Source organism: Photorhabdus sp. CRCIA-P01, assembly GCF_003545805.1.
GTDB lineage: Bacteria > Pseudomonadota > Gammaproteobacteria > Enterobacterales > Enterobacteriaceae > Photorhabdus > Photorhabdus antumapuensis.
Genome location: NZ_NMQR01000031.1, coordinates 20,095 through 45,221, shown reverse-complemented (window position 1 = coordinate 45,221; position 25,127 = coordinate 20,095). Strand labels below are relative to the sequence as shown.

The window sequence follows — 25,127 nt, the reverse complement described above, 5'->3', positions numbered from 1 at the left end:
AAGGGAATAATAACTTAATAGAGTTAGAGTAATCTGCTTAATTAGACCAAATTATATAAATAATGCCTGATTAGTGGCTGTCATTATATTTTTTACCGTGGAAAGAATGGTGGATTTGCACTGCTCACGGAAAATTAGATTCTCAAAACCGCTGCTGTATCTGTCAGATGCAGTGGTTTTCTATTTAACCACAGCTAAATTAAGGGATTGTTTATGGGGAAATCATCAAACCGCAGTACAGAATATTTCTTTACTGGGAAATATTACGATGATGATGATGGCAATAATATTGTTGCCATTGGTGTCGGAGGGGTTATTTATGCCAAAGGAGGAGATGATCATATTACCCTTGGTTCGATTGGAGCGACGGTCTATGCTGATTCTGGTAATAAGGTTGTCAATGGTGGCGCCGGATATTTAAAAATAGTGGATAAGGAAGGCAATCTGGCCGTACATGGCGCTGCGGGTTATTCGGGTATTGATAAGAGTGGTGATGGTGATATTTCATTTGCTGGTGCGGCGGGAGGGGTTTCTATCGATCACCGTGGGAGCCACGGTAATCTCAATTTCTCTGGGGCGGCGGCTTATAATGGCCTGAGTCGTGAAGGGCAATCCGGCAATGTGACTTTTGACGGTGTTGGAGGTTATAACGAATTATGGCATGAAACGAATCAGGGCAATTTAAATTTTATCGGCGCCGGTGCCGGTAATAAAATTGATCGTACCTGGTATGATCACTATGAGAAAAGCCACGGTGATGTGAAATTTGAAGGTGGGGGCGCGGCGAATAGTATCAGTTCGCGGGTTGAAAGCGGCAATATTAATTTCACAGGTGCCGGGGTTGATAATCACATTATACGTAAAGGTAAAGAAGGCAATATTATTTTGCATGGAGCAGGGGCATCAAACCGCATTGAACGCTTGCGCCAAAGTCAAGATCAATATGGACAGACCCACGGTAGTATCGAATTTGAAGGGGCAGGGGGTTATAACCGGATTTATTCTGATGTCGCACAGGGTGATATTAACTTCAATGGTGCCGGTGCTTACAATGAAATATCAAGAATCGGCGCAGGTAGTGGTTCTCGTAATGAAGCATTGGAATACGCTAAAGCCGAAGATATCGTATTAACGACAGCGACAATGGGAGGAAGTTGGATTCAGCAATTCCAACAAGTGACAGGTATTAAATCAACTATCGAGCCTAACTCTTATCTCTTTGCATTTACCGATGAAATGTACACTAAGCTGGTTAAGGTCCAACTTCAAAATGATCCTGAAACCGGTAAGCTCGGTTATTACGCCACTTCTTGGTATAAAGAGGGCAATCACCTTAAGAATCTTGCTACGGAGAATATCTCTTCAGACAACGGATTTGTTGATATAAGTATCAATGGGGGTTATCGCCTCTCTAATTTAATCTTTGAACATCATCACCCCGTCATTATTCAGCATACTGTTGAAGAAAATTTGCAGGAAAACCATTGGGTGACTTATGCCGGTGGAACCACTGCCAGAGCAGGAGATGTCACGTTGATTGATGCCAAAATGCATAGGCATGCAATCCATTCTGGTGGTTTGATATTGGATGTTTCCGCAGTGAAATCGAACCGTCAACCGAACACTTATATTTATGCCAAGTATGTTGATTCATATACCCAAGTTGTGATGGTTGAGTTGAGAAATGATGCTAAAACCGGTGCGCTGCAATATTACGCCAGTGCGTGGTACAAAGCGGGTGATCATACCGGCAATCTGGCTGCCGAAGATTTTTCACTCAAAAATGGTTATTGCTCAATGGATATAGGCGAATATTCACTAACCAATCTGCAATATAAAGTGAATACAGTACGTCGTATTTCTGAGCATTTAGCACACACAGAAGAATATAGTCATCAGGAGTTGGTGAAATTATCCGCGGATATGGGTGACAGCGCCGGTGACATTAATTTCAAGGGCATGGGGGGAGGCAATGTTATTACCTCCAGTGTCACATGTGGCAATGTCAATTTTGACGGGGCGGGTGCTGCCAATGTGATTGTGAGACGTGGGGAACAGGGCGATATGACGTTCCGTGGTGCAGGTCTGGCAAACGTGTTGGTTCATCAAAGCCAACGTGGAGAAATGGATGTTTATGCTGGCGGAGCGGCAAATGTATTGGTTCGAATCGGTGATGGGCGGTATCTGGCTCATCTTCTGGCGATGGGTAATATCTCGATCCACCAAGGCGATGGTAACAGCCGGATTATCATGCTTGGGGGGTATAACACCCATAGCCAAATAGGTAATGGCAACGCAAATTGGTTGGGTGCGGGCGGTTTTAATGTGGTGACCCAGGCTGGTGGGGGGAAGGTCTCTTCGGTATTGGTGGGTGGCGCCAATGTGTTGACTAAGCTTGGTGCCGGTGATTTGGTTGCCGGTATGCTTGGTGGTGCGAATATTCTCACTCATCTCAACAATGATGAAATATCAGATACCACGGCGGTTGCGTTAGGTGGCACCAATATTCTCACGAAAAAGGGCAGAGGTAGTGTTACTGCGTTGATGGGCGGTGGTGTCAACGTGCTTACTCACATTGGTAATGGGAGGACGACGGGTGTGATGCTAGGTGGCGCTAATATTTTGACCAAAGTCGGAAACGATGACACCACGGGTATCATGCTCGGTATAGGTAATGTGCTCACTCATATCGGTAGCGGTCAGACTCTGGGAGTCATGGGAGCCGCGGGTAATATCTTTACCAAAGTGGGTAGTGGCACTGCGATTGCGGCCATGATTGGCGCAGGCAATATCTTTACCCAGGCTGGCAACGGTGATGCATGGGGGTTGATGGGGGGCTTGGGGAATGTTTTTACCAAAGTGGGGGAGGGTAAAACACTGGCATTGATGATAGCTGCCGGCAATGTGTTTACTCACATTGGTGATGAAATGAGTGTTGCCTTGATGTTGGCTAAAGGCAATATCGCCACCAAAGTGGGTAATGGCATGACGCTGGCTGCAATGATTGGTGAGGCCAATGTGATGACCCATATTGGTAATGGCTCAACCTTTGCTGTGATGATCGGGCAGGGCAATATCCTGACGAAAGTGGGCAATGATTTGGCGTTCGGTTTGATGGTTGGTGAGGCCAATATCTATTCGCATGTAGGTAATGGCACCAGTATTGGCTTGTTTGCCGGTGAGCTGAATGTAATGACCAAAGTAGGTGATGGTACAACATTGGCGGCAATGTTTGGTCAAGCCAATATCATGACTCATTCCGGCAATGGCTTAACCGGTGTTTTAGCGTTAGGAGAGGCGAATATTGTCACCAAAGTGGGGGATGATTTTATGGGAGTGGTTGCGGCGGCGGAGGCTAATGTCATCACCCATAAGGGATCATCAACCACGGCCGCCGTGCTATTCGGTAAGGGCAATATCCTAACGAAGGTGGGCGACGGGACAACCGTCGGTTTACTGATTTCCGATGTAGGTAACATCATGACCCATGTTGGTCATGGTACGACGGTGGGTTTCGCCAAAGGTAAAGCCAATATCATTACTAAAGTGGGGAACGGTATTGGCGTTAATGTGGTTTGGGGGGACGTTAATATTCTAACGCAGGTTGGTGATGGTAACCGTTATAACTTTGCGAAAGGTAAAGCGAACATCATTACCAAAGTGGGTAATAAGCAGGAAGTCACGGTTGTTCAGGGTGATGCCAATATCATCACCCATGTGGGACAAGGTGATGATTATACCGGCGCATGGGGCAAAGCCAATGTGATTACTAAAATCGGTGATGGGCGCAATGTGGTACTTGCCAAAGCGGATGCTAATATTGTGACTCAAGTCGGTAACGGTGACAGCTTTAATGCCTTGTGGAGTCAAGGAAATATTGTCACCAAAGTGGGTGACGGTATGCAGGTTACTGTGGCAAAAGGCAAAGCCAATATCACGACCACGGTGGGGAATGGTTTAAGTGTCACCGCGACGCATGGCGATTTTAATGTCAATACCAATGTGGGTGATGGTGTTTCCGTTAACGCAGTGTGGGGTGAATATAACGTTAATACCAAAGTCGGGCATGGTCTCAATATTGCGATCATGAAAGGTAAAAACAATGCCAATATCCATGTGGGTGATGGTCTGGGGATTAACGCTTCTTATGCACGTAATAATGTGGCGATTAAGATTGGTAATGGCGATTTCTACACGCTTTCTATTGCGGAAAGCAATACGCAAAGTAATAACCTTCCCTTCCTGTTTAAAAATATTAAACAAACTGTGTTAAATGTGGAAGGTAGCTACGCGATTAACTATCTGATCCACGGTAATGAGGCGAATACTTCTGGAACCCATAAAGGCCGAGGGGCGATTAATTTAACCGAAGTTTCTGCCATTGATGGTTTCCAGATGAATGCCATTGATGAAGTGGGTTCGGATCTGCGTGATAAATTAAGTGGCACGGTAACTCAGGTGGAGACCCCTGATACAGAGGCCATCCAGAATGCCTTGCACATTGGAGACAAGGTTGATTCGACTCAGAGTGAATCATCATCGCAAGCTGATGCTGTTATTAAACATGCAAAACAGGACAACGCTGCGCAAAATGCGTTAAGTGATAAAGAGAAAGCGGAGGAGAATCGCCGCATTCTGGAACAAGAAAAGGATGACCAACTTAAAACAATTTCAACATCACAATCCCAATTGGAATCAACAAATCAAAGTGTGCTGAATACCAATGGACAACTACAGCGTGATGCAATCAGTGAAGAATCTAGGGCAGTAACGAAAGAATTGCTCTCCATGACTCAACGTCTGAATGCGCTTAATGACTATGGGAATTACGCTGGGAAATCGGGTGATGAGTGGCGTAACCGGTTTGCTGTGGGATATTTGGACCGTACTCAGGAGAAATTAAATGACACCAAGTTTATTTCACAGAAAAAGTTAGCTGATTTACAGCCGGGCCTTATTGATAACCAACAACAAGTAAAAGATGCAGTTGGCAAATCAGAAGCAGGTTTAGCGCAAAGTTATCAGAATATAAAGAACGCAGACGACAATATTGAGGATGCGCGTACAAAAGCGAAATCAAGACAGAAAGAAGCAGATTTACAACGTCTGTGGGCAATAAAAGCGAAAAATGACGCTCATACCGCGTATGAAGAAGCGAAAAAGCGTGGTGAAAGTGATAGCACGGCGGCGAAAAATAAAGCTGCTCGGACGCAGATTGATGCGAAAGGGGCTAAGCAAGCTGATAATGTAAAACCAGATCGTGTCGGGGCGACCGGCAGTGGTTTGTCTGGAGAGGCTTATATACCAACCGACATAGTGAAACCGAAAAGTCATATCAATCCTGAGTCCAAAACGGAAGCTAGTGGCTGGAACAGTGAAGATCTAACGCTAACAGCGGCAGATTTGACGGCATTAAATAGTGCGCGACAGGCGATTAACCGGCTACAGATTAACAGGGGTATTCGTCCAAAAAATGCCGGCGATTCGATCATCTCTCTGCTTACCGGAACGTCATCTGATAGCGTTATGCAACCTATCTCAAATCAACCGAGAAAATTAACCAGAAGAGTACCTGTAATTTCGGGTATCAATTTGAAAGGGTTAGGTCAAGTTGCTGGTGGCGATAGCTTTAAATCCCATTCTTCCATCCTGAGGGAGTTTGAGCCTTTCTTACTGAGTCAGGGGGACAAACAGTTTATGGACTCAACGAAGAGACATCTTGGTCAGATAAATACTGATTGGCCCAGTAAGGCGCTGGTGGCAGTACGTGAGGCTTTCAACAATACGGTCGAACAACCTGATGAACAGCATGTGTTGCGGCTTGAGCAAGCGCTTGTTCATTGGCAACAGCATGATCCCGATGAATTTGCCAAGCGTGGTCGATTAGTCAAAAGCCTGCGTTTTGAGATGGGGGAGTTGGTTGTCTACCTTCAAGCAAAAAGAGCTGAATCGGCCGGGATTTTAGGGATTAGCTTAGCGCCTGACCATGTCGTACAGTTTGACCAACAGGTATCCTTTGATGGGGTCGGGCGTGTGGTGGGTCTGAAAAGCGATATCGCGCAAGGTGAAATTAATCGTCTTACTGATTTACAAATCAAGCCATTGACCCAGATTAACTCTGCCGCGGAGCGGGAAGCACCTAAAACTGAAAGTGAAAGCCTCATCGTTTTCATTAGCCGATTGCAACAAGAAGCTATTCCCGAAGGTATGCCACTCATTGAACGGGCCAAAAACCTTTGGCTTAGCGGGCAAGTAACCCGACCGGAAACTATTAAGCTATTTGAGGATGCGGCGACCCAGTTGCGGACACATCCTGAATTACACACGTTAACTCAGCACTTACTGGCTGATGCCCGTAAAGAAAAGAGGACTGGACAATATATTGACAACCTGTTTGGCCGCCATTTTGATTCTGAATTGGCCCATGAATTGGTGAAAACAGCGCCACGGGATGCCATGACTACTTCCAGACAGACAGGGCAATTTCTGGTAGAGAAATTTGAACAATGGATAGGGGGTTTTTATCCTGATGTAGCCGAGCGTGAGAAGATTATTGCTAAAAAGATGGCCGGTTTCGCCAGAGCCATTAATAAGGATTTTCGCCCTTGGTTTAGTCGGGTGCCTGAATTGACGACGTTTCTGGACGAACCGACTTTTGCCAACTTCAAAATCATGATGACTCAGGTTGATGATGGTTTTGCTGTGATTAAGGTGCCGTTTCTGGCAGTAAAAATGGCAATTACCCCAGGGATGGGGATGGATCGTGCGGCGTGGAAGGTTGAAGGGGATCGTTTCTATGAAGATGTTATCACCAAAGCCCGTTCAACCAGTAGTCAACTGACTAGCGGGGCTGATGTCACGTATGAAGTCGAAATAACCGAAAAGCAGACCAACGATTATGGTACGGCGCTGCCCTACCAGCCTGCCAATAACAAGCATGATGACTTTTTGTATGGCAGAAAGGTTGCCGCGGGTCGAATTTTGGTCTCCGGATGGGAAACGGAATTTGAGCGTAATGCGTTAGCGCAAGGCCACTCTGTGGTGACGGGAGCCTCTGGCTCGACCAATATCATGGTTCACCTCAATAACTATATTGCCAATGAACAGATTGCCAGTGAACAGTCTACCTTCTCGGTTGGACAGAGCTATCTCAACACGCTGGCGTTTCTGGTATTTGATGGTGGTCACTCTGTCAACGAAAGTCTGGCGGTTTATCGGGCACTACAGGTAACCAGTGACGAACAACGTAAGCAGATACTGAACAGCTACACTGCCAATTATCGGGATCTGGTGGATATTGCCGGTCAAGAAGGCAAAGTGTGGGTAAGTCAGGCGCTAGATAACGCTTTCCAAGAAACTGGGGAGTTCTATCAGAAACATGCCTGGGTGAAGCCACAAAATCGCCCTGCGGCGGAAGAATTAGACCGGTTATCGGGTAAGAATAACGGGCCAGAACCTACTATCATCGACGATACTCATCAGGATAAGAGAGTGAGTAGGCCACTCGGTGACTGGCAAATAGCAAAGGTGACGCCACAAGCTGATGGCCGTGAAACTCGCTTTGATGGTCAGATTATTATCCAAATGGAGGATGATCCGGTCGTCGCTAAAGCCGCAGTTAATCTGGCGGGTAAACACCCGGATTCTAGCGTAGTGGTTCAACTTAACTCTAAGGGCAAATATCGTGTGGTTTATGGCGATCTTGCCAGATTATCCGGTAAGTTGCGTTGGCAGATTGTCGGTCATGGCCGTGATACGTCGGAGCAAAATAACATTCGTCTGAGTGGTTATGCTGCTGATGAACTGGCGACCAAATTAACGCGGTTTTATCAGGACATTAATCTGGGTAAACGCATAACTCACAAACCTGATCACATCAGTATTGTGGGTTGTTCTTTGATAAGTGATGACAAACGGGATGGCTTTGCTCGTCGTTTTATCACTGTGTTGGATAAGCAAGGTATTCACAGTGATGTTTCCGCTCGCAGTAGTGAAGTGGCTGTTGATGCTGGTGGACGCAAATTTACTCGTGATCAAAATAACCAATGGGTTAACAATTTGCCTGATAACAAAATCATATTAAGTTGGAATGACCAGAATGAGCTGATCACATATACCGAACAGGTTCGTCGCGGTATTGCTGAAAGTGATATCAACCTCTCCAGGGTAGGACATACCGAAGCTGATACCGTTATTAAAGGAGCAATTACGGGTCATAATGAAGTATTAGTTAAACCAAAGAAACGTGAAAATACGATTCAGGTTGACTCTGACGATCAATCGAATAATCAACTCAGTTACTCCGGAAATATCCAGGTGAATGTGGGCGATGGGGAGTTTACGGCCTTCAACTGGGGAACCTCGAACATTGGTATTAAAGTGGGTAGCGGTGGTTTTAAATCACTGGCCTTCGGTGATAACAATGTGATGGTGCACATCGGTAATGGTGATAGCAAACAGAGCTTCGATATTGCAGGTTATCAAGCGTTTGAAGGGGCGCAGATGTTTATCGGTAATCGTAATGTCAGCTTCAACCAAGGCCGCAGTAATGACCTGATTGTGATGATGGATAAATCCATTCCAACACCGCCGTTGGTTAATCCGTTTGATGGTGCTGCGCGTATTGCCGATGTACTACAAGGTGTTGCGGGTTCCAGTGAGGATCAAGATTGGTTAGCGGCACAAGATCAGCAGTGGACCATCGCCGGTGCGAAGAGGTTTGTGGAGGATATGTCCGGTTTGGACCAAACCAGCAGCGTGGACTACAACACATTGACTGATCTGGATTCGCAACATGAGCGTAGCAGCCGTGGTTTGAAGCATGACGCCGAATTGACGTTGAACAAGAAGTTTAATCAGTGGCTAGGCGAACATGGCAAGGGCACGGGTATGGGCAAAATAAGTCGCATGGAACAATTCCGTCAGGCCAATCAGAAACTGGCATTTAACTTTGCTGTAGGTGGGCGTGGCGCCGATATTCAGGTGACAACCGGTAACTGGAACCTGATGTTCGGTGACCATATCCAGTCGATTCTGGATACTAACTTGGGTTCGCTGTTTGGCCTGATGACGCAACAATATTCAGCAACGGGCATGGCGAAGACCACCTTTACCTATAATCCACAGGACTTGCCACGTCAGCTTAGGAATAAACTGACTGGCCGATTGGCGAGTATAAATACAGATACCACCTTAGCGGATATTTTTGGGGTGAATTACACAGCGGAGGGGAAAATTATTTCCCGCACAGGCGAATTGGTTGATGGTGAGGCGATTCTGAGAGAGATGCTGGAAGTGATTGGGGAATTTAGTGGTGATCAATTGCAAGCTTTCACTAATCCAGAAAGATTACTTGATAGCTTGGAGGCGGGCATTGATATGGGCGAAGATGGCGTCAGGTCATTTGCGGAGAGTCATGGTCTGAAAGAGAAAGGGCCCGATGAGCGTCAGGAACCAGAATTTTCGGTGAGTATCAATGGAGAAAATGCTCGGACCAATCATAAACCCAAGCCTGCATTTGGTTTTAATTCGCTGAACTTACCTAATCTGTTTGCAGCGATGTTCAGCGAAAAGAAGCAACAAGAGATGAAATCGTTAGTAGCTAACCTAAAAGAAAATCTGACGACCGATCTGCTTAATATGGAGGAAAAAACATTTGATTTCCTGCGTAACAGCGGCCATTTGCACGGTGATGGTGATATCCATGTATCGTTGGGGAATTATAACTTCAACTGGGGCGGTGACGGTAAAGATCTCGGCGCTTATTTGGGCGATAACAACAACTTCTGGGGTGGTCGCGGTGATGATGTCTATTACTCGCTAGGCACCTCCAATATCTTTACCGGTGGTGAAGGCAATGATCTTGGCATCCTGATGGGACGTGAAAACTGGATGTTTGGTGGTAAGGGGGATGATACCGCAGTGGTGGCCGGGCGCATTAACCATGTCTTTATGGGGGAAGGCGATGACCAGACATTTATCTTTGGTGAAGGCGGTTTTATTGATGCAGGTAACGGACAGGATTACGTCGTCACTTCCGGCAACTATAACCGGGTGGATACTGGGGAAGGTCAGGATTATGCGGTGATCATCGGCAATAATAATCAGGCCGAACTGGGTGGAGGCGACGACTTTGCCAGAGTATTTGGTAATGACAACCGGATTGATGGTTATTCCGGCAATGATGCGATTAAGTTGATGGGCTACCATGCGGTAGTCAACGGCGGAGAAGGTGATGATCATCTGATAGCCGCCGCTATTTCGAAGTTCAGCCAATTTGATGGCGGAGAAGGCCAGGATCTGCTGGTGTTAGGCGGGTATCAGAACAGTTTTCAGGGTGGCTCGGGTGTGGATAGCTTTGTGGTGAGTGGAGAGGTGATTGATAACCGAGTGAGCGATATTAATGCGGGAGATATGGTCCTGTTTAACGGTGTTGACTGGCGAAACCTGTGGTTGCAGCGTAGCGGGTATGATCTGGTGCTGTCAGTGAATCGCCCTACTCAGGACAACACCGCTCAGGGGAGATTTGAATCGGTGGGTTCGGTCACCTTTAATGATTACTTTAATGGCAATCGCGCCAAATTGGTGACTCGGATGAGTGATAAGAACGCACTAGGCGAACGTGAATTTACGGCACTGTCAGATAATGCGGTGGATACTTTGATTCAGGCCATGAGTAGTTTTTCCCCGACAGTGGGTGATAATGGTTTTATTGAGAGTTTGGACAGTCAGGCGAAAGTGGCTATTGCAACGGCGTGGACCGATGTCACGATTGGCAAGGGAAAATTTGCCTAATTAACTTACTGTAATTAACGTTTATAAAAGTAAAAATGGCTCACAAAACGGTGGGCCATTTTTTTGTTCTAATAATTTATTATTTTTTCGAAGAGATAAGTTAAATTTTTTTCATTTTTTTGATATAAAAAGATTAATGAATTAAATAAATAATTAATTTTTTATTATAATGAGCTTGAATAAAAATCAGCTTTTGGTTTATTTATCTCCATTTCATTAACTTAGTTAATATTAAAAATAGTCATGTTGGGTATTAGGCAATATGAAGGGGGATAAAAAGACTTTTTGTGTATTAATATTGCTTTTAGACTTCTACTCTATATTATTCCGTCCGGTTTATTCGATCGTTAGTTAGAATATTATTTAAAATAATTTATATATAAATAAACTCAGAATGATTATGAGTTAAGTTATTGTTTATTATGTATTGTTTTGTTGGTAAGTTTTTATTAGGTGAGAATACATCTAAAAAATTTATGTAAATTATATTCATTATTTATACCTAATAGATTTCGAGTTGCAGCGAGGCGGCAAGTGAATGAATCCCCAGGAGCATAGATAACGATGTGACTGGGGTGAGTGAAAGCAGCCAACAAAGCAGCAGCTTGAAAGATGAAGGGTATATAACAAACAAGGTGTTTTTTCATTTCATTAAGCTGGAACAAAAATAGCTAAAGGATTGCTTGTGGGTAAATCATCAAATAGCAGTGCACGATACTTTTTTACTGGGAATTATGTTGCTGACGATAATAATAATGATATCAATGCCATTGGATTTGGTGGTCATATTTATGCTCGTGGCGGGAATGATCGTATTACTCTTGGTTCAATTGCGGCAAAGGTATATACCGGTGATGGAGATGACTCGGTGGTCGGTGGTGCGGCCTATCTGGAGATAATGGATTCCGAGGGTGAGTTGTCTGTAAAAGGAGGGATGGGCTACGCAAATATTGATAAACAGGATGATGGTGATGTCGTCTTTTCTGGTGCGACTGGCGGCGTTTCTGTGGTGCATTCAGGTAGCGATGGAGCTCTTAGTTTTGAGGGGGTAGCGGCTTATAATAGTCTGAATCGTAAAGGTTTGACAGGTAATGTAGACTTTAAGGGCATCGGGGGCTATAACAAATTATTGCATGAAACAGAGCAGGGTAATTCGTACTTTGCCGGAGCTGGTGCGCATAACAAAATTGACCGTACTTGGTTGCAACATTATCAGGGTTCTCAGGGTGATGTTGTGTTTAATGGCGCAGGAGCAGCAAATCGTCTCAACTCACGGGTAGAGCGTGGCGATATTTTGTTTGATGGCGCTGGTGCTGATAATCACATTGTACGTGAGGGTAAAGAGGGAAATATTATCTTACGTGGCGCCGGGGCATCAAACCGAATTGAACGTTTGCGTCAAAGTCAAGATCAATACTCGCAAACTCGCGGCGATATTACTTTTATAGGGGCTGGTGGTTACAATAGAATTTATTCTGATGTTGCACATGGCAATATCAACTTTTCCGGTGCGGGCGCTTACAATGAAATCACCCGATCAAATGCGCATGACATGTATCATGGTGAGACAATTGGTGGGGCATTGAAATATGCCAGAGCTGGAGAGATTGTATTAACGACGGCGATGATGGGAGGCAATTTTCTCCGGGAATCTCAGAAAGTGACGGGAATTAAATCAACAACAGAGTCGAATACTTATCTCTTTGCACTTACCGATAATCGCTATACTCATATCATCAAAATTCAGCTACAAAATGATCCTGTCACCGATGAGCTCAATTACTACGCAACTTGCTGGTATAAAATGGGTAATCACCTTAAAGATCTGGCGTCGCAAAATATTTATTCACTCAATGGATTTATCGATATAAATAATAATGATGCTTACCGTCTTTTTAATTTAACGGTTGAGCAACAGAGACCCATGATTATTCAAGGTATTGAAGAAAACTTGCTAGAAAATGAGTGGGTGACTTATATCGTCGGGACGGCGGTTAAGGCGGAAGATATTACCCTTTCTAATGCAGAAATGGGTGGACATTTTGTCTTTTCTAATAGTCAGAAAGTGGATGTTTCCGCTGTGAAATGGAGCCGTCAACCTAATACTTATGTGTATGCCAAATATATAGAATCGTCTACCAAAGTGGTGCTCGTTGAATTGGCGGATGATCCTGTAACAGGTTCACTGAAATACCTGACTAAAGCGTGGTACAAATCGGGTGATCATACCGGTGATTTGGCTAATGAAGATTTTTCTTTGGCAAATGGTTACAGCGCCATAGAGGCGGGAGGTTGTACGTTAAGCCAGCTTCGATACCAGTTCGATGCGATATACAGCACTTCCGAACAGTTAGAGCAAACTCAAGAATTTGATAAACAGAGTATCAGTGAGAGTTCAGGAGACGTTAGTTTCCGCGGTGTCGGGGGTGGAAACATCATTCAATCCAGTGTTACTCGCGGCAATGTCAATTTTACAGGCGGCGGCTTAGCCAACGTTATTGTTCACCAAAGTCAGCGTGGAGAAATGGAGGTTAACGCTGGAGGTGCCGCTAACCTATTAGTGCGGATCGGTGATGGTCGATACATCGCTCATCTTTTGGCGGTCGGCAATATTTCGATCCATAAAGGCAATGGTAATAGCCGGGTAGTGATGCAAGGTGGTTACAATACACACACGCAGATAGGTAATGGGAACGCCAACTGGCTGGCAACGGGGGGATTTAATGTCATGACCCGACGGGGTAGTGGGAATATTTTCTCAGTGTTGTCGGGGGGCGCCAATGTGTTGACCGGATTCGGCGCCAGTGATCTGGTTTCCGGTATGTTAGGTGGTGCTAACATTATCACGCATATTAATGATGATGATCGCGCGTCAAATACTACGGCAATTATGTTAGGCGGCGCCAATGTGCTGACTAAGAAAGGGCCGGGCAATGCACTGGCGCTGATGGCCGGTGGTGCTAACGTATTGACGCACATTGGTGATGGTAACACCAGGGGGATCATGCTAGGTGGGGCCAATGTCTTAACTAAAGTAGGAGACGGTAATGCAATTGGTGTCATGCTTGGTATAGGTAACGTGCTTACCCATGTCGGTGAAGGTCAGAGCTTGGGGGTGATGGGGGGCGCTGGTAACATTTTTACTAAAGTCGGCGATGGGAAGGCGCTTGCTGTCATGATGGGTAAAGGCAATTTCTTTACTGATGTGGGTGACGGTGATGTTTGGGCCCTGATGGGGGGGCTGGTAGGTAATGTTTTTACCAAAGTGGGAGACGGCGATGTGCTGGCCTTGATGGCCGCTGCGGGCAATGCATTTACTCACATTGGCGATGGGAGAAGTGTTGCTTTGATGCTGGCGAAAGGCAATATCGCAACCAAAGTGGGTAACGGTATGACCCTGGCCGCGATGATGGGGAATGCTAATGTGATGACCCATATCGGTGATGGTAATACTTTTGCCGCCATGATCGGCAGCGCCAATGTGCTGACGAAAGTGGGTAATGATCTGACCGCCGCATTGATGATAGGTAAGGGCAATATCTATACGCATAAAGGTGATAGCGCAACGATAGGCTTATTCGTCGGTGAACTGAACGTGATGACCAAAATTGGGAAGGGTACAACGCTGGCTGCCATGTCTGGTAAAGCGAATATCGTGACCCATGTAGGTCAAGGTTTAACGGGGGTTCTGGCAAAGGGTGAGGCAAATATTGTCACCAAAGTAGGTAATGATTTTATGGGGGTTGTGGCTGTTGGCAAAGCCAACATCATGACTCATGTGGGTGATTCGACAACTACAGGCATGCTTTTTGGTCGGGGTAATATTCTGACAAAAGTGGGGGAAGGTACAACCGTCGGCTTGCTCAGTTCCGATGCAGGTAATGTGATGATCCATATTGGTAATGGAACCACTGTCGGTTTCGCTAAAGGTAAGGCCAATATCATCGCTAAAGTGGGTGATGGGACCAGCGTTAACGCTGTCTGGGGTGAGACGAATGTTCTGACCCATCGGGGTAATGGTGACCGTTACAATTTCGCCAAAGGTGAAAAGAATATCATTACTAAAGTGGGGGATGGACAAGAAGCAACGGTGGTTCTGGGGAATGACAACATTATCACCCATGTTGGTCATGGTGATGACTATACCGGAGCTTGGGGCGAAGCGAATATTATCACTAAGATCGGTACCGGGCGTCATATTGTACTTGCCAAAGGGGATGCCACGATTGTGACCAAAGTGGGTTCGGGTGACAGCTTGAATGCTTTATGGAGCGATAAGAACACGGTTACCAAAGTGGGTGATGGCAGACAACTCACGGTGGCAAAAGGCCAAATCAACATCACGACTACAGTGGGGCAGGGGTTAAATGTCACGGCAACGCATGGCGATCTTAACGTGAATACCAAAGTCGGTGATGGGGTTTCGGTTAACCTGGCATGGGGTAGGAGTAATATTAATACCCAAATTGGGGATGGTCTCAATGTTGCGGTAATGAAAGGTGAAAACAATGCCAATATTCAGGTTGGTGATGGTTTGGCGGTTAATGCTGCTTACGCACGTAATAATGTGGCGATTAAGATTGGTAACGGGGATCTCTATAGCCTTGCGGTTAGTAACTTTGAAAGCAATAAACTCTCCCTTCTTTTTGACAACCTCAAACAGACGGCATTAGGTGTTGGTGGTAGTCAGGCGATTAACTATCTGGTTCGTGGTGATGAAGCGGATACCTCCGGTGTACGTAAAGGTCGCGGCGCGATTAATCTAGCAGAAATTTCTACCATTAATGGTTTTGCAATGGAGGAAGTCGAGCAGGTAAGTTCGGACTTAAACCAGCATCTTAGTGGCTCTATAACTGATATAGACGAGTCTGATGTTAATGCGATTGAAAGCACGTTGAGTCGAGAAATCGAATCTGCATCAGGCCAAGAGGAGAATTTGATCGTCAACGGTGATTTTGAGCAAGGTGATCAAGGTTGGCAATCAACCAATGGCATTGAAGCCTATAGCCCCGCGAGAGCTTATGGTTTTGATAATGCCGGTCATGGCGAGCGGGTCACTGAGCTTGATGTTGAAGCCAATACTACTCTCTATCAGGATCTACAAAACCGGAATCAGGGAGAAATTATTTTACTGAGTTTTGACTTTGCAGTGCGTTCGGGTGTTTCTGCGGATAATGGTATGGCGGTTTTCTGGAACGGTGAGCAGGTATTCTCAACGTCGGATGATCAAAATAAATGGCAAAACAAAACGTTGAGATTAATGACCAAAGAGGGCAATAACCGTATCGAATTTAAAGGTACAGGTCCGAATGATGGTGTGGGTTATCTGTTGGATAACGTTATAGCCAAATCCGAAAGGTCATTGATTGTTAACGGTGATTTTGAACAGGGTGATCAAGGTTGGCGGTCAGTTGATAATATTGAGGCATATCGTCCTGCAAGTGCTTATGGCCTTGATAATGCAGAGCATGGAGTGCGGGTCAGTGAACTGGATGCTGAAGCTAATATTGCGATTTATCAGGACCTGCAAAATTTATATGAAGGAGAAGAGATCTCGCTGAGCTTTGATTTTGCTAATCGTCGCAATACCTATCTCTCCAACAATGGCATGGAGATTCTTTGGAATGGTGAACGGGTATTCTCAACGTCTGGAGATGCAACTGAGTGGCAAAATAAAACGCTGGAATTGATAGCACAAGCGGGCAGTAATCGTATTGAGTTTAAAGGGACAGGTTTGAGTGATGGGGTGGGTTATCTTCTGGATAATATTGTTGCGAAATCTGGGGGGTCATTACAAACCAATAGCATGACTAAATATGTGAGACAAGATCAAACGGCGCAGAATGCGCTGAACGATAAAGCCAAAGCGGAAGAAAATCGCCAACTGTTGGAACAGGAAAAAGATAAACAGCTTGCCGTAATGACAAAATTACAATCCCAGTTGGAATCAACCGATCAGAATGCGCTGAATACCAATGGTCAAGAGCAACGCAATGCAGTGAAAGAGGAATCTCAGTCGGTAACGGATGAGTTGCTTGCCATGATGCAAGGTTTGGATCGGCTTGAGAGTGATGTCAACTACGATGGCCCATCAGGGGAAAAGTGGCGCGATCGGTTCGCAGATGGGTTGTTAAATCACGTTCAGGATAAATTACAGGCAACACGTTTTGCTTCTCAGCAGCAATTGGATAATGCGCAGAAAATGATTGTTACCGACCAACAAGAATTAAAAAAAGTGGTTGCGAAATCAGAAGTGGGTGCAGCGAAAAGTGAGCAATATCATGCCGACGCAAGTCAGGATATTGAGAATGCGCAAATAAAAACAGCGTGGAGAAAGGAAGAGGCGTTCTCACAACAACAGCGGGCGGAGCAAGCGAAAGATGACGCGAATACTACCTATCAGAACGTTAAAAATCGTGGCAAACGTGACATTACCGAGGCTGAAAACAAAGTTGCTCAGGCACAAGCTGATGCCAAAGGGGAAAAGCCGAGTGAGCAGGCCAAACCAGAACGTGTGGGGGCAGAGGGTAGTGGTTTGGCTGGAGAGGCTTATAAGCCAAAGACTCATATAGAAACAGGCCGCCAGATTCATCCTGAGTCTGTCGTCTATGCTGATGGTCGATTTAGTCAAGGGGTAGATAAAGAAGAGCGGCAAGCGCGGGAGAATGTTGAACAAGCGGTTAACCATTTACAGCGTAATGTTGGACGCCAATATTCAGCGAATACGTCGGAGGTAGTGCTGGCAGGTCATGATTCTGCTCAAAATCATGATGCGATCAAAGAGGACATACTGCAAAAAATCGATAATAAAATTTTTGACTTTATCGCTCGTGGAAAAGAGTTAGAAGCTTATTCATTCCATTTTAGCCAGGATAGCAATTTACTGGAGAAACTGCGGAAAATCATTCCTGAGATTGGCAGTGTTCTCCTGACTAAAGGAGATAAGGTTGAGTCAAAGGAGTTCCTTAAGGGACTGTGCTTTGCCCTGTCAGCCCGCTATTTGATCGAAGACCGGGTGCATGGTTTGGGGGGCGGTAAGGCTTATATGCTGTGGTTGAAAGATGCTGTTAAAGCTTACAACGATAAATCAGTCAATAAGAAAACCGATATCAACTCGATTGAATCTGCTTTGCTCAACCAATACCGTCGGCAAAATATTGGTTCGGCGATTGAAGATTTATTATCAATGCAGTACAGCCAGTCGATGGATAGCTCTACGGTTGCTGCGCGTCGAAAAGCCAACGCTGCTTACGGCGGTAAGTTAAAAGCCAATGGACTGACCGGGCCGAATATCAATAATGCATTGAATTATGAAGCTGAAGGCTATGAATCTGTCATGGATAAGCTGCGTAATGTGAAAAAATCGACTTACATGACATTTATGTCTGAACAACATGCTATGTCAGTGGTGGTACACAAAGAGCACGCGCAAACAGTTTGGTCATTCTATGATCCTAATTTTGGTGCTAAATCGTTTGCTAACTATGATGATTGCCGCCGTTTTATGGATTCTTTTCATAAAGGTTACCTCACCAGCTATACCTTTCAGGCGAGTGAACAGCGGGATCAAAGCTTCTCTGTTCAATTCAATCAGTTTGAAGAGGGTATGATTGCGAGATATGACGGTATCTGGAAAAAGGCACGTGATGGTGAACAGGGCTACGTACTGCGTGCATTAAAAGAGCAAAATAAGACTTTTACTTTAGGTTCGGGTATTACCGGGCGCGTAGTTGATTACCGTGAAAATCATATAACGTTAGAAGTGACGACTAAACAGGGTGAGAAAATCCTAGTTGAAGTTGAAGGTAACAACTTTAAGCAAGCTGTCAACTTTGTACAGTTGAATATTGGCAAGGTATTGACTTATTCGACGGTAAGTAAATTGACATTTAAAACCCCAGTTGATAGCGAAGCGTCGCTGCCGTCCTCTATGTTGGAACGATTGTCATCAAGTGACGTTATTAAAAACAAAAATGTCAATTCTTGGGAGCGCGTGACTGTCACGCCTCAAACGGATGGCCGTGCAACGCGTTTTAGTGGTCAGGTTATTATTCAGATGGAAAATGATCCGGTCGTTGCCAGAGCTGCGGCTAATCTTGCGGGTAAACATCCAGATTCTAGTGTCATTGTTCAACTTGATGCTGACGGTAAATATCGTGTGGTCTATGGCGATCCCGCTAAATTATCGGGCAAGTTACGCTGGCAGATTGTAGGCCACGGTCGTGATGAGTCGGAACAGAATAACAGTCGTCTGAGTGGTTACCGTGCCGATAAGTTGGCAGTAAAACTAAAACAGTTCAGCCAGCATTTTGGTCATGTGGAGAAACTGAGCCACATCAGTATCGTGGGTTGCGCGTTAATCAGTGATGATAAACGAGATGGCTTTGCTTGCCGTTTTATCATGGAATTAGGTAAGCAAGGTATTCGCAGTGATGTTTCGGCTCGCCGTAGTGAAGTGGCGGTTGATGTAACAGGCCGTAAGTTTACTCGTGACAAAAATAACCAATGGGTTAACAACCTGCCTGATAACAAAATCATATTCAGATGGAACGAGCTGGGGGAACTGATGAGCAACACGGAAAGGGTAGTACGTGGTATTGCTGAAAGTGATATCAATCTTTCCCACGTAGGGGTAGCTAACTCAGATGAATTAGTCAGCGGGGCGATTGCGAATAATTCGCATATTTTCATTGCACCGAAGAAACACCGGGCCAAAGTAAGTAGTCATTTAGCTAGTACATCGAATACTCATCAATGGGAATATTCCGGCAATATTCAGGTCAATGTGGGAGAGGGAGAATTTACCGCGCTCAACTGGGGAACCTCGAATGTGGGCATCAAGGTGGGTACCGGTGGTTTTAAATCGCTGACCTTTGGTGACAATAACCTGATGGTTCATCTCGGTGATGGTGATAGTCAACACAGTTTCGATATTGGCGGTTATCAGGCGTTTGAAGGGGCGCAAATGTTTATCGGTAATCGTAATGTGAGCTTTAACATGGGCCGCAGTAACGATCTGATTGTGATGATGGATAAATCCATTCCGACGCCACCAATGATCAATCCGTTTGATGGTGCTGCGCGTGTTGCCGATGTACTGCAAGGTATTGCGCGTTTTGATGAAGGGCAGGTATGGTTAGCTGCTCGAAATGAACAGTGGACGTTAGCTGGTGCGAAGAGGTTTATTCAGGATATGTCGGGTTTAGATCAAACCAGCAGTGTGGATTATCGCACCTTGCTTGATCTGGATTCACAAAATGAACGTAGCAGCCGTGCACTGGAAGACGATATCGAATTAACGCTGAATAAAAAGTATAACGAGTGGTTAAGCAACACGGGCAACTGTGCTGATGCTGGCAATATGAGTCGGGCAGATAAATTTCGGTTGGCGAATGAGAAACTGGTATTTAATTTTGCGGTGGGTGGTCAGGGGGCCGATATTCAGGTGACAACGGGTAACTGGAACTTGATATTTGGTGACAATATCCAATCAATTCTGGATACCAACTTAGGCTCGCTGTTTGGTCTGATGACGCAGCAGGTTACGGCAACGGGTTTGACGAAGACCACCTTCACCTATCATCCGCACGATTTACCGCGTCAGCTTAAGAACAGGCTGCTTGGTCGGTTGTCGAGGGTTGGCGCGGATACCACCTTTGCCGATATCTTTGGCGTAGATTACATCGCAGAGGGGCATATGGTCTCCCGTACCGGGGAGCCTGTTGATAGTGTTGCTATTCTGCAAGAGCTGGTTGAAATCATGGGTGAATTCGGTGGAGAACAACTGAAAGCGTTTATTAATCCAGACAAATGGCTTGATGATTTGCGATCTGGTATCAGTATGGGTACGGAGGGTGTGAAGTCATTTGTCAAAAGTCATGGTTTAAGAGAGAAAGAGGTTGAGGAAAAACACCAAGTTTCAACCGCTAATAGCGATATTGCAAAAGTGCAAATCAACTTGTCTGCGACTGACAATAGTAACTCGGAACGGATATTTGGTTTTAATGCGTTGAACTTGCCTAACCTGTTTGCGACGATGTTCAGTAAAAATAAACAAACGGAAATGAAATCATTAGTCACTAATCTGACAGAGAATCTGACGGCTGATCTGCTTAATATGGAAGAGAAAACGTTTGATTTTCTGCGTCATAGCGGCCATTTGCAGGGAGATGGCGATATTCATATATCGTTGGGCAACAGCAACTTTAACTGGGGTGGTGACGGTAAAGATCTCGGTGCTTATCTGGGAGATAATAACAACTTCTGGGGTGGTCGTGGTGATGATACTTTCTATGCAATGGGCATATCCAATATCTATACCGGCGGTGAAGGTCGCGATCTGGGCATCTTGATGGGGCGTGAAAATATGATGTTCGGCGGTACTGGTGATGATACCGCAGTAATGGCTGGACGTATAAACCATCTATTTATGGGTGAAGGTAATGACCAGGCGTTTGTCTTTGGTGAAGATGGTTTTATTGATGCCGGTAATGGGCAGGATTACGTAATAACTTCTGGTAATAGCAACCGGGTAGATACTGGGGAAGAGCAGGATTATGCGGTGACTATCGGTAATAACAATCAGATTAATCTGGCTAAAGGGGATGACGTTGCCAGAGTATTTGGTAATAGCAACTCGATTGATGGCAGCGTTGGCAACGATGTGATTAAGCTGATGGGCTACCACGCGGTGATCAACGGTGGAGAAGGTGATGACCACTTGATAGCTGATGCTATTTCGAAATTTAGCCAATTTGATGGCGGTGAGGGACAAGATCTACTGGTATTAGGCGGTTATCGGAACAATTTCCAGGGGGGAACCGGTGCAGACAGTTTTGTCGTGAGTGGCGAGGTGATTGATACGTTGGTCAATGACATCAGCGCAGAAGATGTGATCCTGTTTAATGGTGATATTGACTGGCAAAACCTGTGGTTCCAGCGCAGTGGGTATGATCTGGTGCTGTCGGTGGATCGTCAAACTCAGGCCACAACCGCTCAGGGAATATTTGAGTCAGTAGGTTCGGTCATCTTTAATGATTACTTTAATGGCAATTGCGCCAAGCTGGTGATACAGATGGGTAATGAGGACGCATCAGGCGAGCGTAAATTTACGGCACTGTCAGATAATGCAGTTGATTCCTTGATTCAGGCCATGAGTAGTTTTGCCCCGATTGCCGGTGATAATGGTTTTATTGAAAGCTTGGAGAGTCGAGCGAAAGCGGCTATAGCAATGGCGTGGATAGATACCACGATTGGCAAGGGGAAATTTGCTTAATCAGCTCTTTGTAAATCAGTAAAAAAGTTTTAATAAGGTGGCTCACAGAAAAGTGGGCCATTTTTGGGAATTTTTATTCAGGAGTTTTATTTGTTAATGTTTTTAATTAATTATTTATTATTGTTTTAATATTAAATTTAGGGTTTCATTATTAAATGAAGTTAATTACAACGTTTAATTGTTTTTACTATAGGACTATATTGTTTTTGTATGATCATATTAATGAATTAATTTATTGTTATTATGCCGATTTTGGTTATGCGTCAAAATAGGAATGCCACAAATAATATAAGTTTAAAATGTTATTTAATTACTGTTGTAAAAGTTAATCGTTAAAATTTGAGTAATAACAAACTCTCATAAAATCTTGCCCCTACTAACACAGAGGCAGATTTTGCTTAGTGTTGTCAATCTAGTGTCCAATCTTCCACTCTCAATCCATCAACCCTATTGAATTCCTTTGTGTTATTGGTAACAACTATCAATCCCTTACTTCTTGCATGTCCTGCAATATGCAGATCGTTATCCCCGATTCGTTTTCCAATTTTTTCTAGTGACGCACGAATATTTCCATAGTGAAATGCGGCTTGTTCGTCATAAGGAAGAATAGTTAATCGAGAAACAAAATCTTCTATAACTGCCAAATTTTTCTCAGGATTTCCACTTTTTTCGGCCCCAAAAATCAGTTCTGCTAATGTGATCGTAGAAATAGCCATGTGGTCTGTATTCTTATTGAATTTAGGCAGAATGGATTCAGGGCGCTTTTTTATCGTGAAAATCACGATATTAGTATCGAGCAGATACTTAATCATCGAAAGATTCTCTTTCACTTGTTACTTGCTCAGGACGTTCAGGTAAAAAATCGTCAGTTACAGATTGATCAGACAGAAAAAAGCTATCCCATGTATTCTGTGCGGGCGCAATAATTCGTTCCTTGCCTCTTGACCTAACAGTAACTTCTTTAACATTATCAGGGAAACGGAGATCTGCGGGTAACCTTACATTCTGAGTTCGGTTGCTCATAAAAACTTTACTTTTATATATCATGGCGCACCTCTTTGATTATTGCTATATATCATGGGTATATAGCATAAAGTCGAATATAGGCAAGGTCTATGTTAAATGCAGGTTGTATAAGTTGATTGTTGTATAAGTTGATTATAGTTATGCCAGCATCTTCAATTTGAGAGGAACGGATTGATCTCCCCTGACTGAATAGAAGACTTTTGGTGGGGTTAGGTATTTGTTGCAATAGATCACCGATGAAGCTGGAAGATTTACTGGTCTTTAGGGGCCTGTTAGCCCCGATTTTTAGGATTCAGGTCAATATCCACTTCATATTGGTTCTACCTCCTGCATAGATTGCTTTACGAACTCTGCAAATGGTTTCACATTTTTTCCTACCGAGGCGGATTCTAACGCTGATAGATACTGGATTCTATTTTTGAGTTTAATTACTGTCCAGGGGTATCCTCCGATTACCAGCAAGAAATTCATTAAGAATCTGGCAGTGCGGCCATTACCATCGGGGAACGGATGAATATAACCCAGAAAGAGATGTCCTAAGATAGCCTTTACCACAAAGTCCTTCTCGTTAGCGATCAACTCTTTCAGGGCTTCCATACAGTCCATTAACTGCTCGCTGGAGGGCGGTACATGCATTGAAGTGCGGATATAGATTGGTCCTTTGCGAAATCCCGCTAAATCCAGTCTGTTGATAATTCCGGCATCTACACAGGGATTGAACAATGCAGTGAACCAGTCAGTCAAGCCAACGTCGATCAGATAGTGGATATCCAAGCCTTCCTTATCTTCATGTGCCTCATGCAGTAGCTCTTTCACCTTGTTGAAGGCATCGTAATAGCCTCTGGCAGCCATTGCATCTTTCTGCGCTTTATCCCTTTGGATTGTATCTGGCGACCAGTCACCTTTAGACAGGCGCTCGATTAATTCTGGTGTAACCTTGTAACCTTCAATGGATAGTGAGTTGTAGGCATCGCTTATGTAGAGATTGCTCATCATGGCGTGTGTTTCTTCGATTGAACGCTCAAAGAAGTCAAAAGGTGGTGGAAAATCATCAAATACTTCGATGACTTCTTGTCTCATCTCCTGCCACAGGATTCTCACGCGAACTGCGCTTGGGGATTCTCCTCGGCTGCTACCTACAATCATCGGAACATGGTCAAATGGGTTAACCCGTTTAATACCTTCAAAACCAGCTCCTTCCATGATGGTTTGTAGTTTCCGGCTTTCGGCTTTCATCTTTAGCTGCTCATAGGCGCCAATTAATCTATTTCCTGAGGCAACATTTTTGGTTGTCAGTACTGCCTCTGAAAGCAGACTCAGATCAGCATTCCGGAGTGCTAGCTGAATGCTTAGGGGATTAGCCCTGAAGGTTTGTGGGCCAGTTTCAACTAGTGCGCTTTCCAACGAATGAACATTTATACCGTTTACTTTGACAGTCTTACAGGGAATTCTTCCCTTGATGATCACCATACTCATATTGTTAGGCAGGTTAAGTGCGCGAGGCGTCGTGTCTGAGGTATAAACGATTATTTGGTTTGGTAGGGCATTGTTTGCTGTATGTAAGTCAAGAGAAGATTCAGGACTTAGCCAATAATCACCCCCGAAGATGCTTTCGACGTACTGCCCAACGAAAGACCAGATGGACTCATACCAAAGTACTGAATCACCCGCTTTTTCAGTCGTGAGATCTGCATCCAGGAGATACCATCCCCTAATAATTTGCTTGAAATAACCTTTATTGATCAGAAGTGTGCGTTGCTTATCAGTGATTGACTTAGAGTTGAGCACATTGCCCACTGCCGCATCACTTGCAGCCCTCAGCGCTTCTGTTAACCTTTCGTTTCCAGTTTTTGCCATGTTCTTCTTCCAGCCGATGTTCAAGTATTAGCTAATACGGGAATGCAATATTAGCTGTTACGATATTGCATTTCTAGCTTTTACGCGCTTGCATTATTAGCTGTTACACTCAGATTCAGTGAATTTGAGTCCTACCAACTGATTGCTGGTGTTCGACTATTTGCAAAGTTATTTA

At 44.6% G+C, this 25,127-nt stretch carries 5 protein-coding genes; 2 read left to right on the top strand and 3 right to left on the bottom strand.

The window, feature by feature from the left end; translation table 11 throughout:
* Positions 1-213 precede the first annotated feature (213 nt).
* Positions 214-10,794: an MARTX multifunctional-autoprocessing repeats-in-toxin holotoxin RtxA gene (gene rtxA, locus D3222_RS16930; protein ID WP_118987205.1), complete on the top strand. Its 10,581-nt coding sequence runs from the start codon at positions 214-216 to the stop codon at positions 10,792-10,794.
* Positions 10,795-11,479: 685 nt separating this feature from the next.
* Positions 11,480-22,069: an MARTX multifunctional-autoprocessing repeats-in-toxin holotoxin RtxA gene (gene rtxA, locus D3222_RS16920; RefSeq protein WP_118987203.1), complete on the top strand. Its 10,590-nt coding sequence runs from the start codon at positions 11,480-11,482 to the stop codon at positions 22,067-22,069.
* Positions 22,070-22,476: 407 nt separating this feature from the next.
* Here the strand turns inward: rtxA (D3222_RS16920) and vapC are convergent, their stop codons facing one another.
* From vapC to D3222_RS16905, 3 genes are all read right to left on the bottom strand, one after another.
* On the bottom strand, positions 22,477-22,881 hold the full coding sequence (gene vapC, locus D3222_RS16915; RefSeq protein ID WP_118987202.1) for a type II toxin-antitoxin system tRNA(fMet)-specific endonuclease VapC: 405 nt from the start codon (positions 22,879-22,881) through the stop codon (positions 22,477-22,479).
* A complete protein-coding gene (gene vapB / locus D3222_RS16910) occupies positions 22,874-23,116 on the bottom strand; it encodes a type II toxin-antitoxin system VapB family antitoxin (RefSeq protein ID WP_118987201.1) in 243 nt (80 codons plus the stop codon). Before vapB ends, vapC begins: the two co-directional genes overlap by 8 nt.
* Positions 23,117-23,404: 288 nt before the next feature.
* A complete protein-coding gene (locus tag D3222_RS16905; RefSeq protein ID WP_118987200.1) occupies positions 23,405-24,952 on the bottom strand; it encodes a Fic family protein in 1,548 nt (515 codons plus the stop codon).
* Positions 24,953-25,127: the final 175 nt, after the last annotated feature.

What these genes read in the sequence shown, in the direction of transcription:
- vapC (WP_118987202.1), bottom strand. Translation starts at nt 22,881, where the DNA reads ATGATTAAGTATCTGCTCGATACTAATATCGTGATTTTCACGATAAAA.
- vapB (WP_118987201.1), bottom strand. Translation starts at nt 23,116, where the DNA reads ATGATATATAAAAGTAAAGTTTTTATGAGCAACCGAACTCAGAATGTA.
- D3222_RS16905 (WP_118987200.1), bottom strand. Translation starts at nt 24,952, where the DNA reads ATGGCAAAAACTGGAAACGAAAGGTTAACAGAAGCGCTGAGGGCTGCA.
- rtxA (WP_118987205.1), top strand. Translation starts at nt 214, where the DNA reads ATGGGGAAATCATCAAACCGCAGTACAGAATATTTCTTTACTGGGAAA.